A 13102-nucleotide genomic window follows, 5' to 3' on the forward strand; every position below is an offset into this window, starting at 1 on the left:
ACAAAATGACAAGGCTCAATATAAATTAAAAACTTATAATCCAGAAAAGTTGTAGTAATTATCCTTCCCAGTCTTGACGAGTATCGCACAGAAAATTATCTGCGTAGGCGTAGCCTGTCGTAGACATCGCATCATCAAATAAATACGGGCAATGCTCTGGAAAAGTTCGTAATGGTAAATTAGTTTCTCGTAGCGCCAAATCGACTCCCGCTTCAAAGCCATCTAACAAGGCTTCTTCGATTCGAGACTTTAAGCTATGGTTCTGTCGCAAATGTCTGTGAATGCCGCGGCGCTGTTCTCTAATTGTTAAAAACCAACTGCGACAGCGTTGTTGGGGTTGATACTCCCACTTCAAGAGATGACCGAGTAATACACTCAGACGACTCACGAGTTCCCGATACTCCTGTCTCCCCAAAGCTTGAATTTCCTCTTGCAGGTGTTGCCAGTCTAGTTCCATAACTAGCCTCTGCTCTAACGCTTTAGCCTGCTGCTGTGTCCAGCCATAGAAGTCTTGGTCATACAAAAAAGGTTTGTCCATAGGGTTGAATCTTGACAGCAAGAAACCACAAGCTAGTTTGATCCGATTTTGCGCTAAATCGTCCTTAAAAAACTTAATTACGAATTACGAATTACGAATTACGAATTATTTTAATATTCAACTTGCTTTGGCTTCATCCCCGGATGCTTCAGCCACAGCTGCCAATCTATCTGCCGCAGCTTGCACAATTTGAGCCACTTGGGCCAAAGGCATGTGCTGGATTTGTCTCAGAATCAGACTCAAATCTGAAGTTTCTGAAATTGGCTTGCCATCAATGCAGCTGATTAACTCTTCCATTGTGTAGCCTGCTTTCGATGCGATTTGAGCCAAATTTTCTGTATCTGGCACCTTCACACCTTTTTCCCACATCTGAACAGCAGTAGCAGATACTCCCAAAAGCTTACCAAATGCTCGCTGACTCATTGAACCGCGAGCTAGTTTAATGATCTCAATCAGTTTTTGTTTGCTTTCGATCTTCACTGCTTATATAGCTAGCCAACTTTATTTACAAGTTTACTTTCAATAATACAAGTTTACTTTTATATTGACAGCCTTGTGTTTTAGTACTAAACTATATCTCTGGTTGTAAATCGGCAACTACAGGCATCAAGCTAGTAGAATAACCCATCTATCTTTAATCAACCCAAAAAACTTAGTTTGCTACAGCACTTCAGCTAGTAGCTAGACTTTGCTGCGAAGAAATAATATCGAAGGTGCATCATGTTTCGCAAGCCACGCAAAATTAATCAATATCGCCGCAAAGGTAAAAACTTTATAGCCACTAATAAAATTAAACCAGAACAGTGGAACATTTCTGACGCCGAAACCAAAGAAGCTTTAAAAGTTAAAGGCTACGATGTTAAGCAAATCAAAAAAATCCACCTTCTGAAGCATCAAGTGTGTATTTCCTACTGGGATGCAAAAGGCAATATATGCAGCAGCTTTTTTAGCTACCGAATTTTTGCACGTTGGCAAGAAGAAGTGGAAAAGCTAATTTATACCTGTGAAACCCTGAAGGAATGGGCAAAGTTAAATTACGTTATGAAGTACGAATTTGCCTATTACCATTATCCCAGTGAAATAGAAGATATACTCCACGCGATATTAGAAAACCACCTGTCTGTGTTAAAAGCAACATTACAACAAGTGGTTTTACAGGATATTTAACAGCAAAAATTATTACCATTTGTAGAGACGCGATTCATCGCGTCTTTATCCAACCAAAGATGTGTTGCAATCATTAATTGAATTGGTATTAGTTAGCCGCAGAAGTCGCTAACTCCGCCAGACGTTCTTGCTGGTCTAGAGATATACAAGATTGGATAAGTGTCTCTAAATCACCATCCAAAACAGGGGTAAGAGAATAATTCTGACCTAACCGATGATCGGTAGCTCGGTTATCTTTATAATTATAGGTGCGAATTTTTTCCGATCGCGATCCAGTACCAACTTGCGATCGCCGCATGGAAGTTACTTCTGCTTGTTGTTCGCCTAACTTGATGTCATACAACTTCGCCCGCAGAATTTGCATCGCCCGTTCTTTGTTTTGCAACTGGCTGCGTTCTTCTGTACAGAAAATGCGTATTCCCGTCGGTTTGTGCATCAAGTCAACGGCTGTTTCCACCTTGTTGACGTTTTGTCCACCAGCACCACCAGAACGGGCTGTAGTCATTTCAATATCTTTCGGGTCAATGTGAATTTCCACATCATCCACCTCTGGCATAATCGCCACGGTAGCTGTGGAAGTATGAACCCGTCCCCCAGATTCAGTTGCCGGTACGCGCTGCACGCGATGTACTCCAGCTTCAAACTTTAGCTGGCTGTAAACGTCATTACCTTTAATTTCAAGAATGACCTCTTTCCAGCCACCCATTTCTCCACGAGATTCGCTCACTAGAGAAACTTTCCAACCTTGAGTCTGAGCATAGCGGGTGTACATCTGCATCAAATCGCCAGCCCAAATGCTTGCTTCATCGCCACCAGTACCAGCGCGAATTTCCAACATGATATTCTTTTCATCATTGGGGTCGCGTGGTAGCAGTAAGACTTTCAAGCGAGACTCTAAATGTTCTATTTTTTCTTCAAGTTCTTTTACTTCGAGTGATGCCATTTCTTGCAACTCTGGATCACTGGCAGATTCTTTATAAACCTCACGTGCCCCAATCAAGTCTTCTTGGGCTGCTTTCCAAGTTTCATAAGTATTAACTACCTCTTCCAAAGAAGAACGAGACTTAGCAATTTCTTGATACTCATCAGGATTGCTAGCGGTATCAGGGTCGCCAAGACGACGTGTTAATTCATTAAAAGTTTGTTCAACGGATTTGAGTTTATCCAGTAAGTATGATTCAGCCATGACGATTGCGATCGCTCCTTAAAAAATAACAAATTGGCTCGAGCATATAAATGAAAATCGACCCAGCTGATGCAGGGCCGTCGTTAACAGCAGAGCCAACTCGCTACTTTTTGTCTTGTTCGTCGCCAGATGTTTGAGTGCTGCTCATACCGTACTTGCGGAGGAAGCGCTCTACTCGACCTTCAGTGTCAATAATCTTTTGAGTGCCGGTGTAAAAGGGGTGATTTCCAGACCAAACATCTACGTGCAATTCTGGCTTGGTAGAGCCAATGGTCATAACAACTTGACCGTTGCAGTAAACTTTAGCATCTGGATACCACTGGGGGTGAATATCAGCTTTAGCCATTGTTCTTTTTGTGATGAATCTATATCAATTATAACTTTCAGGTTTCAATTGGAGCTAGAAGAAGGGAGAAGGGAACAGGTTACAGGTAACAGAAAACTATCACCTATCTCCTGTAACCTATCACCTTCTTCACCAGTGCCCAATTCTCTAACGCTTAGAGTACTGAGGTGCTTTCCGGGCTTTATGTAAACCATATTTCTTCCGCTCTTTTGCTCTCGGATCACGAGTCAAGTAACCTTCGGTTTTCAAAGGTGGGCGGTTGTCTGGGTCGAGTTGGCACAAAGCACGAGCAACTCCCAAGCGAACAGAATCAGCCTGTCCGGTCAAGCCGCCGCCTTCTGCTTTCACCAAAATGTCATATTCGTTTTCTAGCCCCAGAGTTTCCAGGGGTGCTTTAATGACTCCCAGGTAGTTAGGGTTAAATTGGAAATACAAGGTTCCATCTTTACCGTTCACAATCAGTTGACCGGTGCCTGGAACCAAGCGTACCCGTGCTACCGCATTCTTACGGCGCCCAGTACCCCAGTATACGGCGCGACCGCTATTAGCATCTGCTACTACCATTAATTTTCTTCTCCAGGAATTGTACTAACTTTTAGTTCTTTAGGTTTTTGAGCATCGTGAGGATGCGTAGGCCCAGCGTAAACTTTAAGCTTGGTGAACAACTGCTTACCCAGGCTATTTTTAGGTAGCATACCTTTAACAGCTTGTTCTAAAATTCGCTCTGGTATGCGGTCTTGCAGTTTAGCAAAAGTTTCAGTTTTCATCCCACCGGGACGACCAGAATGGCGGCGGTAAAGCTTTTGAGTGCGCTTTTTGCCTGTGACTGCTACTTTCTCAGCATTGATGATGATTACGAAGTCACCTGTATCTAAATGAGGTGTATATTCGGGTTTCTTTTTGCCTCTCAATACCTGGGCGACTTCGCTGGCGAGGCGACCTAAGCGTTTATCGGTGGCATCTACTATGTACCACTCACGCTCAAGGGATGCTTGAGAAGGAAGGTATGTTTTAACTGTTGTCATTTGTCATTTGTCCTTTGTCATTTTTAATTTGTCATTAGTCATTTGTCCGTTGTCATTTGTCAGTTGTCCTTTGTTATTCACTAATGACGATTGTACAGACGCGATTAATCGCGTCTCTACTGACCAATGACTAATGACTCTTGACTAGTGACGAACTTTGGCAAGGTGTCGTACCAAACCTCTTTTGGAAAGGGAAAATCGGGATAGCCGACTCGCAACAAGCACAAGCCTTGAGGCGGGGCAGCATATTTCACTTCTTCCCGGCGTTCTTCTTTCCAGAGTTGGGTGAAGCTAGAAAGTGTTCGTTGTCCAGAACCTACTTCTACCAGCATCCCTACCAACAGCCGTACCATGCCATACAAAAATCCATCTGCCTGTATTTCAATATGGATAAATGGCCCACTGCGACGACACTCTGCTGCTTGTACCTCTACCCAGGAATGCGATCGCTTTGAACCTGCACGGTGAAAAGCAGCTAAGTGATGCTTTCCCAATAGAGGTTTCAAGGCAGCTTGGATTAAGGATTCATCCAGGGGTGCATAATAATAATGCCAACTGAAGGGTCTTACAAACAAGTTAAGCCGATCTTGAGTATATATTGTGTAGCGATACCGTCGATAGGCTGCACTAAAGCGAGCGTGCCAACGGTTATCGACACTAGCTGAAGCCCTGATTAATATATCTGGCGGCAGGTAGCTGTTGAGGATTGTTGCCCACTTGTGAGGCGGAATAAAACCTGTTGCTTCAAAATGGGCTACTTGAGCAGCAGCGTGAACTCCAGAATCGGTTCGCCCAGCCCCATGTAGAGTCACATGGTAGCCAAGAATAGTAGCGATCGCAATTTCAATCTCTTCTTGGACTGTCCGGTGTTGTTTTTGCCGTTGCCAGCCATGAAAATGAGTGCCCAGGTATTGGATTACCAAGGCTACTCGATGAGTTTGTGTAGGCTGGGGGCTTTCTAACATACAGATTTTGTCCTTTGTCATTTGTCCTTCGTCATTTGTGAATGACTAATGACCAATGACCAATGACTTAAACCAATTCAATTATTGCCATTTTTGCATTATCACCCCGACGCGGTACGGTACGCAGGATGCGGGTATAACCGCCCTGGCGATCGCCATATCGAGTTGGAGCTTGCTCAAATAGAGCATGAACCAGTTGTTTGTCGAAGATATAGCCAAGAGCTTCCCGGCGTGCTGCCAAAGAGCCATTTTTAGCTAGAGTAATCATTTTTTCCACTTCACTTCGGAGAACTTTCGCTCTAATTAAAGTGGTGGTGATCTTACCATGACGGATCAACTCGGTGGCGAGCGATCGCAGTAAAGCACGGCGTTGATCGGCTGGTTTACTGAGTTTTTTGACGCGACAACGGTGACGCATAATTATGCACTATGAATTATGAAGGTTTTTCTTAAGGGTGTTTAGAGCCTCTTTCCATTGGCAGGGTGATGCCCAAGCGTCGCTGCAAAGCTTCCACGACTTCTTCTGCTGACTTCTGCCCAAAGTTCTTAATTTCTAAGAGGTCTTCTTGGGTATAATCCAACAAATCTGCCACAGAGTTAACTTGTGCCCGTTTGAGACAGTTGTATGCCCGCACAGAAAGTTGCAACTCTTCGATGGGTATCTGGGCAGTTGGATCGTCTGGAATATCGGAACCTGTATCTGTTGGTTCTAGGGAGATATCTTTCAACGGGTTGAATAAATCTACCAAGATCGCAGCAGCAGAAGATAGTGCTTCTTGAGGAGAAATACTGCCATTTGTCCAAACTTCCAACAGTAGTCGGTCTTTTGGAATCAAGCCTTCCCCACGAGATTCTTCAACACTATAGTTGACTTTTCGCACCGGCATAAATATCGAGTCGATTTGCAGAAAATCCAACGATGTGGCTTCCTCACGTCCTCGCTCTACAGTGCGATAGCCTTTGCCTTTCTCGATCCGAAATTCCATTTCCAGCTTTCCACCCTCAGCGATGGTGGCTACATACTGAGTCTGATCGATGACTTCTACTTCACTGGGCAAATCAAAATGTGCCGCAGTGATTGTTGCTGGGCCGCTAACGAGTAATCTACCAATCTGAGGCTGCGAAGAATAGTTTTTCAGGATAACTTCCTTCATTCTCATGAGGATTTCCAGCACATCTTCCCGCACGCCCGGAACTGTGGCGAACTCATGTGAAACGCCCGCAATCCGCACTGCTGTAACTGCTGTACCTTCTAGATTAGACAGTAAAACCCGCCGCAGTGCGTTGCCAACAGTTGTCCCTTGACCGCGTTCTAGAGGTTCCAAAACAAATTTACTGTAATGGTTCCGACTTTCTTCGGTATTCGACTCTACACATTCAATTTGAAACTGCGCCACGGATGAGCCTCCCTTCTTTTAAGGTGCTGCTAGCAGACAAATCAATTGCCTCCAGAATTGAATTTATGTCCTGTAGATTATAGGTATATCAAACTACTAGTATAAAATTACGGTATAGTTTGACACTTCTATTGAGCTTGCAGGTGCTAATAATATTTTGGGTAGCCCGAAGCCTAACAGCTTTCCCAGTGGGAAAATCTGACACGCTTCTGGTCGCCCAAGCTTTGACTCAATGACAGTTTGGACGTTAGACGCTCAAGCGGTCATTGCTGGCTGTCACTTTTTGCCCTCACTGCCCAAGTCTTAGTATTTAAACTCGACGGCGCTTGGGTGGACGACAACCATTGTGAGGAATCGGGGTAATATCCCGAATGAGTGTAATTTCCAGTCCTGCTCCTTGAAGCGCCCGGATAGCGGTTTCTCTACCTGCTCCTGGCCCACTGACCATTACCTCAATTTGGCGCATTCCTTGATCGATAGCTCGGCGGGCTGCACTTTCAGCTGCGGTTTGCGCTGCAAAGGGAGTTCCCTTTTTTGCTCCCTTAAAACCGCTAGAACCAGCGCTAGCCCAGGAGATGACATCTCCGTTTTGATCGGTAATGGTGACAATGCTATTGTTGAAAGTAGACTGGATGTAGGCCATTCCACTGGGTACATTCCGTTTCTGCTTCTTGCTCCCGGTTTTTTTAGTTGGTTGTCTCGCCATACTTGTTTAGTTGATTTAAGGTAAAACTTGCTCGGATTAGCAAGCGTTGCAAAATTATTTCCCTGGAGCCTTCTTCTTCCCTGCTACTGTCTGCCTTCTGCCTCTACGGGTTCTGGCATTGGTGCGAGTTCTTTGGCCTCTGACTGGTAAGCCCATGCGATGACGACGACCTCTGTAGGTACCAATGTCAACTAAGCGCTTGATGTTCAAAGACTCCAAGCGCCGCAAGTCGCCTTCAACTTGATAGTTGCTTTCTATTTCCCCTCGTAGGGCTGTCACATCGGCATCACTTAAGTCCTTAACGCGGGTGTCTGGGTTTACACCAGTTGCCGCTATAATTTCTTGAGCGCGTGATAACCCAATTCCGTAGATGTAAGTCAGACCGATCTCGACGCGCTTATCGCGTGGAAGGTCTACTCCGGCAATACGTGCCACAATGAACTCTCCCTATTGTTCTCGCAATTACTGTTGGTTGGAAAAACGTGATTAATCGCGTCTTTTCGTTTTAATGATGATATGCGTGTTACAACTCACTCTGTTGGTAAGAGTGTTATCCTTGACGTTGCTTGTGCTTGGGGTTCACGCAAATCACCATGACGCGACCACGACGTTTGATCACGTTACACTTTTCACAAATTTTCTTGACTGAGGCTCTAACTTTCATGCCTTTTATTTTTTGACTCCAAATATAAAATTATAGCATTTATAGGGAAATTAATCCAGTTAAATGACTAGTAAACAGTCAAAAAAATGGTTTTATGGTAAAATTCTCTACATATACTTACTTCTTTCGTAGTCGATAGGTAATTCTGCCTTTAGTCAAGTCATAGGGCGTTAACTCTACCTTGACACGATCGCCGGGCAAAATCTTGATATAATTTCGGCGAATCTTGCCGGAAATGTGTGCTAACACGTTAAAGCCATTGTCCAAGTCAACGCGAAACATCGCATTGGGCAAGGACTCTGTAACCGTGCCTTCCATTTCAATCAAATCTTGCTTAGACAATTTGTTTTTTCCTCAACTCAACAATTTCGTGTTCAGTTGCAGCGCTTCATCTGCAAAAAAACACATTTTAAGAAATATATCAACAGTTTATTAATATATCTTAGCTAAAATTGATCTTCTTCTTGGGGGCAGTGAGGGGGGAGTCGAGAATTATCTACTCCCTACTTCTCCTCGTTTTCAGGAAGCGATTACCTTTTGTAGTTCACCAGTGACATCTTCTTGGGACTGATTGCCATTGACTGTTAGGAGTTTTTTGCGATCGCCATAATAATCAATTAAAGGTGCAGTTTCCGCGCGGTATACTTCTAAACGACGACGAATCACCTCTTCGGTGTCATCTTTTCGTCCTCTAGCTAGCAAACGTGCGATGACAATTTCATCTGGTGCATCTAGATTGACTACCCTTTCGCCACCTTGATGTATTGCTTCCAATAACTTCTCCAGAAAAGCTGCTTGGGTCACTTTCCGGGGAAATCCATCCAGAATCCAACCATTTTTGGCATCTGGTTGACTGAGGCGCTCCTGTACCAAGTCCTCCACTAGCTGGTCGGGTACTAACTCGCCGCTATCAACATAACTTTGAGCTTTGATTCCTAAAGGAGTCTGCTCTTTCATGGCTTGTCTTAATATTTCACCCGTAGAAATATGGGGAATATTCAAGTGTTCAGCCAAGGTTTGAGCTTGTGTTCCTTTACCCGCTCCAGGTGGCCCCAAGAAGATTAATCGCGTCACTATTATTTCACCATTCCTTCATAGCGCTGAGAGATGACATAAGTTTGGACTTGTTTGGCTGTCTCAATTGCCACACCAACTAAAATTAACAACGAGGTTGCACCTATCCCCTGGAAAGTTTTCACATTCAAAGCGCTTTCTACGGCAGTGGGGATAATAGCAACGAAGCCCAAAAAGATCGCACCCAAAAAAGTGAGTCGGTTGGACACTCGTTCTATATACTCGCTAGTTGCCTTGCCGGGACGAATTCCGGGAATACTAGAACCCATTTTCTTCAAGTTCTGCGCCACATCTACTGGGTTGAGAATCAACGAAGAATAAAAGTAGCTGAAGAAAATGATGGAAACCATGTACACCAAGGCATAGACCCAGGAGCTAGAACCGCTTGGACTCAAATAAGTGTTAACTATATTCGCCAAATCGGAATTTTTAGTAAAATTGGCGATCAGCAGTGGCAAGCTGAGGATGGCAGCAGCAAAAATAATTGGCATTACGCCGCCTTGGTTTAGCCGCAGGGGCAGATAGCTGCGCTGCTCTGCTAAGACTCTCCGACCGACTTGGCGACGAGCTGAAATAATTGGGATACGGCGCATTCCTTCTTGCACAACCACAATACCAACAATTGTTGCTAGGAAAACTAAGATCAGCACGATTACACGACCTACTGTTTCCCGACCGCCGACTTGCACCAAGTCGATGGTATCGCCTAAAGCTTTTGGTAATGATGCAACAATATTGACAAAAATCAACAATGATGCTCCGTTGCCAATACCCCGTTCTGTAATTAGTTCTGATGCCCACATGACGAACATCGAACCAGCAGTCAGAGCGATCGCAGTTTCAGCTACGAAGATTGGACCTGGGTTTAAGGCAAATTGCTGGAGGAATAATGCCGAAAAAGCTGTACTTTGCAGAATCGCCCAAATTACAGTGACGTAGCGGGTAATTTGCGATATTTTTCGCCGACCGGCTTCCCCTTCATTTTTCTGTAAATTTTCTAAAGTTGGAATCGCAGCAGTAAGCAATTGGATGATAATAGACGCATTAATGAAGGGCAAAATTCCTAAAGCAAAGACTCCCAAAGTCGAAAGTCCTCGCCCGGAAAATATATCCAATAAGCCGAATATGGAATTACTGCCCGATATGGCTTCGGCAAATCTCGGTCTATCAATGCCTGGGACGGGTAAGAAAATACCCAGGCGAACCAAAATTAAAATACCGACGGTGACAAGCAGCCTACCTCTGAGGCCAGCTGCCTGCGCCATCTGCATAAAAGTTTCTTGAGCCGTTGGGGCTTTATCTCGACTGATCATAGAGTGCTACCTTTATAGTGAACCAAGCACTGGCAGCGAGTTGGCTTGCATTTAAGTGCGCTGTTCCGGCTCACTCATAAGACTTCACAACTACCACCAGCTGCCTCAATTTTGCTACGAGCTGAAACTGTAAAAGCTGCCGCTTGTACCTTGAGCGGAATGCTCAATTCCCCGTTACCTAAAACTTTCAATGGCCCTTTGACAGCAGTCAGGATACCTGCGGCTTTCAATGAGGTCAAAGTTACTTCCGTATTAGCGGGAAGGGAGGCTAGCTTCTCTACATTAATCGTAGTGTAAATCTTCTGATTAACAATCGGAAAGCCCTTCAGCTTAGGTAAGCGGCGGTACAATGGCTGTTGACCACCTTCAAAACCTGGTCGGGTACCACTACCAGAACGAGATTTTTGACCCCGCATACCTAGACCGGCACTAGCGCCTTGACCGGCAGAAATACCTCTAGCTACACGCTTCTTGCGTTTCTTTGAGCCTTTTTGCGGCTTAACATCATGGAGTCTCATAAGTTATCAAGTTCTCATTTGTCGTTTGTCATTCGTCGTTTGTCATTTGTCATTTGTCGTTTGTTATTCACTAATGACTCATGACCAATGACTAATGACTAAATTAGATGTAGAGATTTTGAATAGGAATACCGCGATCTTCGGCGACTTCAGAAAGGGTACGCAGTGTAGATAAGGCATTAACTGCGGCTCTAGCATTATTGAGCGGATTGTTTGAGCCTAGTTGCTTGGCTAAAACGTTACGAACCCCTGCTAATTCCAACACAGTTCGCACAGCACCACCAGCAATTACCCCAGTACCAGGTGCGGCTGGACGCATAATCACTTTTGCACCGCCACCGACACCATCAATGGGATGGGGGATGGAGTTGGATTTAGTGATTGGGATATCAATGAGGTGTTTTTTGCCGTCGGCTACGCCTTTTTTGACGGCGCCAATTACATCTGAAGCTTTGCCTACTCCAACTCCAACCTGACCGCGTTCGTTACCAACGACAACGATCGCTCGGAAGCTGAGTTTTTTACCACCTTTGACCACTTTACTTACGCGGCGGATTTGAATAACCCGCTCTTGCCAAGTGGTTTCTTCTTTTTTGGCACGCTTTGTTCTACTTTTACGCTCTGTTGCCATAATTTATGCTCTGGTGAACGTCATTTGTCAGTTGTCAGTTGTCATTTGTCCTTTGTCCTTTGTCATTTGTCCTTTGTTTATTCACTAATGACCAATGACTAATGACTAATGACTCAATGACTAATGACTTTAGAAATCTAAACCAGCTTCACGGGCTGCATCAGCTAGTGCTTTGACACGACCATGATATAAGTTACCACCGCGATCAAAGACTACTTTGGTAATGCCTTTTTCTAGCGATCGCACTGCGATCAACTTCCCAACTTGTACCGAGGCATCTCGGTTTGCACATGACGCTAAACTAGATTTCAACTCTGGTTCTACAGTCGATGCTGCCACGATGGTTTGATGCTGAGTATCATCAATTATCTGGGCATAAATATGCTCATTAGAACGAAATACCGCTAAACGGGGACGTTCGGGGGAGCCAACAACTTTGCCACGAACGCGTCGATGACGACGGTTTTTTGATTCTCTACGAGTAAGTTTCATTTCTACTTCTTACCACCCTTACCAGTCTTACCAGCTTTCCGTCTGACCACTTCACCGGCATAGCGGATGCCTTTACCTTTGTAAGGTTCTGGTGGACGAACAGCACGAATTTTGGCGGCTGTGTTACCGACGATTTCTTTGTCATAGCCGCTAACAATGACGTTAGTGGTACCTTCTACGGCAAACTGAATTCCATCTGGTGGTTCAATTTGCACCGGATGGCTATAACCCATATTTAAAAGTAGGTTACGCCCTTGAAGTTGTGCCCTGTAACCAACACCTTGAATTTCCAAACGGCGCTGAAAACCTTGGGAAACTCCCTCGACCATGTTGGCAACTAAAGTGCGGCTTAAGCCGTGCAATTGCTTCGATGTCCGAGTTTCATCCCGACGATTTACGTGTAATATTTCCCCCTCTTGAGAGAGTGAGACATTATCTCTGAGAGTGCGAGAAAGTTCTCCTTTCGGGCCTTTCACCACAATATTCGTACCATCGATCGCCACTTGAACTTTGGCGGGAATAGTAATTGGACGTTTACCAATACGAGACATTACTTTTTGTCCTTTGTTATTTGTCCTTTGTCCTTTGTTACTTGCCCTTTGTTATTTGTCTTTTGTCCTTTGCTCAGACAAATGACCAATGACTAATGACAAATCACTAATGACCAATGACTACCAAACGTAACAAAGCACTTCGCCACCCAAGTTTTGACGACGCGCTTCGCGGTCAGTCATAATCCCACTGGATGTAGAAATAATGGCAATGCCAATGCCGCCTAGTACTCTTGGTAATTCTTTTCTATTAGAGTAAACACGCAAGCCTGGCTTACTCACTCGCTTTAAGGCGGTGATTAGAGGCTGACGATTCTTACCTTTATATTTTAGGGAAATCACTAGGTTGTGTTTTACCCCTTCTTCTGCTTCTTCGATTTCAGCAATAAAGCCTTCCTCCCGTAGCACTTTGGCAATGCTGCGGGTCATTTTTGTAGCTGGCACTTGTGTAGTTTGATGCCGCGCCAGGTTGGCATTGCGGATGCGCGTCAGCATATCTGCAATTGTGTCGTTAGCCGCCATCGTTCCC

General features: G+C 44.6%; 21 protein-coding genes. 1 reads left to right on the top strand and 20 read right to left on the bottom strand.

All coding sequences use genetic code 11. The annotated features are described in order from the left end of the window. Positions 1–58: 58 nt before the first annotated feature. Together ANSO36C_RS17940 and ANSO36C_RS17945 are read right to left on the bottom strand one after the other, a co-directional pair. A complete protein-coding gene (locus ANSO36C_RS17940) occupies positions 59–538 on the bottom strand; it encodes a DUF29 domain-containing protein (RefSeq protein ID WP_251955659.1) in 480 nt (159 codons plus the stop codon). Between the two features lie 117 nt (positions 539–655). Continuing rightward, positions 656–1018, bottom strand: coding sequence for a helix-turn-helix domain-containing protein (locus ANSO36C_RS17945; RefSeq protein WP_094342463.1), 363 nt, complete (start codon positions 1016–1018; stop codon positions 656–658). Between the two features lie 240 nt (positions 1019–1258). On the opposite strand from ANSO36C_RS17945, the gene ANSO36C_RS17950 reads away from it, so the two are divergent. Continuing rightward, a complete protein-coding gene (locus ANSO36C_RS17950) occupies positions 1259–1705 on the top strand; it encodes a hypothetical protein (RefSeq protein ID WP_251955660.1) in 447 nt (148 codons plus the stop codon). An 88-nt stretch (positions 1706–1793) separates the two neighbouring features. Here the strand turns inward: ANSO36C_RS17950 and prfA are convergent, their stop codons facing one another. The 18 genes from prfA to rpsH all read right to left on the bottom strand — a co-directional run bounded on the left by prfA (position 1794) and on the right by rpsH (position 13095). Then, the gene (gene prfA / locus ANSO36C_RS17955; protein ID WP_251955661.1) at positions 1794–2891 is read right to left on the bottom strand and encodes a peptide chain release factor 1; all 1098 of its coding nucleotides are present in this window, start codon (positions 2889–2891) and stop codon (positions 1794–1796) included. A gap of 103 nt (positions 2892–2994) precedes the next feature. After that, the gene (rpmE, locus tag ANSO36C_RS17960) at positions 2995–3237 is read right to left on the bottom strand and encodes a 50S ribosomal protein L31 (protein WP_251955662.1); all 243 of its coding nucleotides are present in this window, start codon (positions 3235–3237) and stop codon (positions 2995–2997) included. Positions 3238–3384: 147 nt separating this feature from the next. Then, on the bottom strand, positions 3385–3801 hold the full coding sequence (gene rpsI, locus ANSO36C_RS17965) for a 30S ribosomal protein S9 (RefSeq protein ID WP_104906415.1): 417 nt from the start codon (positions 3799–3801) through the stop codon (positions 3385–3387). Next, entirely contained in the window at positions 3801–4262 is a 462-nt protein-coding gene (gene rplM, locus ANSO36C_RS17970) for a 50S ribosomal protein L13 (RefSeq protein ID WP_251955663.1), read from the bottom strand. The genes rpsI and rplM overlap by 1 nt, the downstream gene beginning before the upstream one ends. A gap of 116 nt (positions 4263–4378) precedes the next feature. Beyond that, on the bottom strand, positions 4379–5227 hold the full coding sequence (gene truA / locus ANSO36C_RS17975; protein WP_251960364.1) for a tRNA pseudouridine(38-40) synthase TruA: 849 nt from the start codon (positions 5225–5227) through the stop codon (positions 4379–4381). A 67-nt stretch (positions 5228–5294) separates the two neighbouring features. Then, on the bottom strand, positions 5295–5645 hold the full coding sequence (gene rplQ / locus ANSO36C_RS17980; RefSeq protein WP_069070759.1) for a 50S ribosomal protein L17: 351 nt from the start codon (positions 5643–5645) through the stop codon (positions 5295–5297). 31 nt (positions 5646–5676) lie between these two features. Next, complete coding sequence (locus ANSO36C_RS17985) at positions 5677–6624, bottom strand: DNA-directed RNA polymerase subunit alpha (protein WP_094349104.1); 948 nt, start codon at positions 6622–6624, stop codon at positions 5677–5679. Positions 6625–6934: 310 nt separating this feature from the next. Next, positions 6935–7330 (bottom strand): 30S ribosomal protein S11, encoded by a 396-nt coding sequence (gene rpsK, locus ANSO36C_RS17990; protein ID WP_069070761.1) that lies wholly within the window; start codon positions 7328–7330, stop codon positions 6935–6937. Positions 7331–7384: 54 nt separating this feature from the next. After that, positions 7385–7765, bottom strand: a complete 381-nt coding sequence (gene rpsM / locus ANSO36C_RS17995; protein WP_012410704.1) for a 30S ribosomal protein S13 — start codon at positions 7763–7765, stop codon at positions 7385–7387. 115 nt (positions 7766–7880) lie between these two features. Then, complete coding sequence (gene rpmJ, locus ANSO36C_RS18000) at positions 7881–7994, bottom strand: 50S ribosomal protein L36 (RefSeq protein WP_015129703.1); 114 nt, start codon at positions 7992–7994, stop codon at positions 7881–7883. A 117-nt stretch (positions 7995–8111) separates the two neighbouring features. After that, positions 8112–8336: a translation initiation factor IF-1 gene (infA, locus tag ANSO36C_RS18005; protein ID WP_006276978.1), complete on the bottom strand. Its 225-nt coding sequence runs from the start codon at positions 8334–8336 to the stop codon at positions 8112–8114. A gap of 177 nt (positions 8337–8513) precedes the next feature. After that, on the bottom strand, positions 8514–9068 hold the full coding sequence (locus ANSO36C_RS18010) for an adenylate kinase (protein WP_251955664.1): 555 nt from the start codon (positions 9066–9068) through the stop codon (positions 8514–8516). A gap of 2 nt (positions 9069–9070) precedes the next feature. Further along, positions 9071–10381 carry a preprotein translocase subunit SecY gene (secY, locus tag ANSO36C_RS18015; RefSeq protein ID WP_251955665.1) on the bottom strand — a complete coding sequence of 437 codons (1311 nt, stop codon included), beginning with the start codon at positions 10379–10381 and terminating at the stop codon, positions 9071–9073. A gap of 74 nt (positions 10382–10455) precedes the next feature. Further along, the gene (gene rplO, locus ANSO36C_RS18020) at positions 10456–10899 is read right to left on the bottom strand and encodes a 50S ribosomal protein L15 (RefSeq protein ID WP_069070765.1); all 444 of its coding nucleotides are present in this window, start codon (positions 10897–10899) and stop codon (positions 10456–10458) included. Between the two features lie 103 nt (positions 10900–11002). Further along, positions 11003–11530 carry a 30S ribosomal protein S5 gene (rpsE, locus tag ANSO36C_RS18025; RefSeq protein ID WP_012410709.1) on the bottom strand — a complete coding sequence of 176 codons (528 nt, stop codon included), beginning with the start codon at positions 11528–11530 and terminating at the stop codon, positions 11003–11005. A 129-nt stretch (positions 11531–11659) separates the two neighbouring features. After that, positions 11660–12022, bottom strand: coding sequence for a 50S ribosomal protein L18 (rplR, locus tag ANSO36C_RS18030; protein WP_118167587.1), 363 nt, complete (start codon positions 12020–12022; stop codon positions 11660–11662). Positions 12023–12024: 2 nt separating this feature from the next. Then, positions 12025–12573 (bottom strand): 50S ribosomal protein L6, encoded by a 549-nt coding sequence (gene rplF, locus ANSO36C_RS18035; protein ID WP_251955666.1) that lies wholly within the window; start codon positions 12571–12573, stop codon positions 12025–12027. Positions 12574–12693: 120 nt separating this feature from the next. Next, complete coding sequence (rpsH, locus tag ANSO36C_RS18040) at positions 12694–13095, bottom strand: 30S ribosomal protein S8 (protein WP_012410712.1); 402 nt, start codon at positions 13093–13095, stop codon at positions 12694–12696. Positions 13096–13102 lie beyond the last annotated feature (7 nt).

The organism is Nostoc cf. commune SO-36 (assembly GCF_023734775.1).
Classification (GTDB): Bacteria; Cyanobacteriota; Cyanobacteriia; order Cyanobacteriales; family Nostocaceae; genus Nostoc; species Nostoc commune_A.

What these genes read in the sequence shown, in the direction of transcription:
- rplR (WP_118167587.1), bottom strand. Translation starts at nt 12,022, where the DNA reads ATGAAACTTACTCGTAGAGAATCAAAAAACCGTCGTCATCGACGCGTT.
- secY (WP_251955665.1), bottom strand. Translation starts at nt 10,381, where the DNA reads ATGATCAGTCGAGATAAAGCCCCAACGGCTCAAGAAACTTTTATGCAG.
- prfA (WP_251955661.1), bottom strand. Translation starts at nt 2,891, where the DNA reads ATGGCTGAATCATACTTACTGGATAAACTCAAATCCGTTGAACAAACT.
- truA (WP_251960364.1), bottom strand. Translation starts at nt 5,227, where the DNA reads ATGTTAGAAAGCCCCCAGCCTACACAAACTCATCGAGTAGCCTTGGTA.
- ANSO36C_RS17950 (WP_251955660.1), top strand. Translation starts at nt 1,259, where the DNA reads ATGTTTCGCAAGCCACGCAAAATTAATCAATATCGCCGCAAAGGTAAA.
- rplQ (WP_069070759.1), bottom strand. Translation starts at nt 5,645, where the DNA reads ATGCGTCACCGTTGTCGCGTCAAAAAACTCAGTAAACCAGCCGATCAA.
- rpmE (WP_251955662.1), bottom strand. Translation starts at nt 3,237, where the DNA reads ATGGCTAAAGCTGATATTCACCCCCAGTGGTATCCAGATGCTAAAGTT.
- rplF (WP_251955666.1), bottom strand. Translation starts at nt 12,573, where the DNA reads ATGTCTCGTATTGGTAAACGTCCAATTACTATTCCCGCCAAAGTTCAA.
- rpsK (WP_069070761.1), bottom strand. Translation starts at nt 7,330, where the DNA reads ATGGCGAGACAACCAACTAAAAAAACCGGGAGCAAGAAGCAGAAACGG.
- ANSO36C_RS17940 (WP_251955659.1), bottom strand. Translation starts at nt 538, where the DNA reads ATGGACAAACCTTTTTTGTATGACCAAGACTTCTATGGCTGGACACAG.
- rplO (WP_069070765.1), bottom strand. Translation starts at nt 10,899, where the DNA reads ATGAGACTCCATGATGTTAAGCCGCAAAAAGGCTCAAAGAAACGCAAG.
- rpmJ (WP_015129703.1), bottom strand. Translation starts at nt 7,994, where the DNA reads ATGAAAGTTAGAGCCTCAGTCAAGAAAATTTGTGAAAAGTGTAACGTG.
- rpsH (WP_012410712.1), bottom strand. Translation starts at nt 13,095, where the DNA reads ATGGCGGCTAACGACACAATTGCAGATATGCTGACGCGCATCCGCAAT.
- rplM (WP_251955663.1), bottom strand. Translation starts at nt 4,262, where the DNA reads ATGACAACAGTTAAAACATACCTTCCTTCTCAAGCATCCCTTGAGCGT.
- rpsE (WP_012410709.1), bottom strand. Translation starts at nt 11,530, where the DNA reads ATGGCAACAGAGCGTAAAAGTAGAACAAAGCGTGCCAAAAAAGAAGAA.
- rpsI (WP_104906415.1), bottom strand. Translation starts at nt 3,801, where the DNA reads ATGGTAGTAGCAGATGCTAATAGCGGTCGCGCCGTATACTGGGGTACT.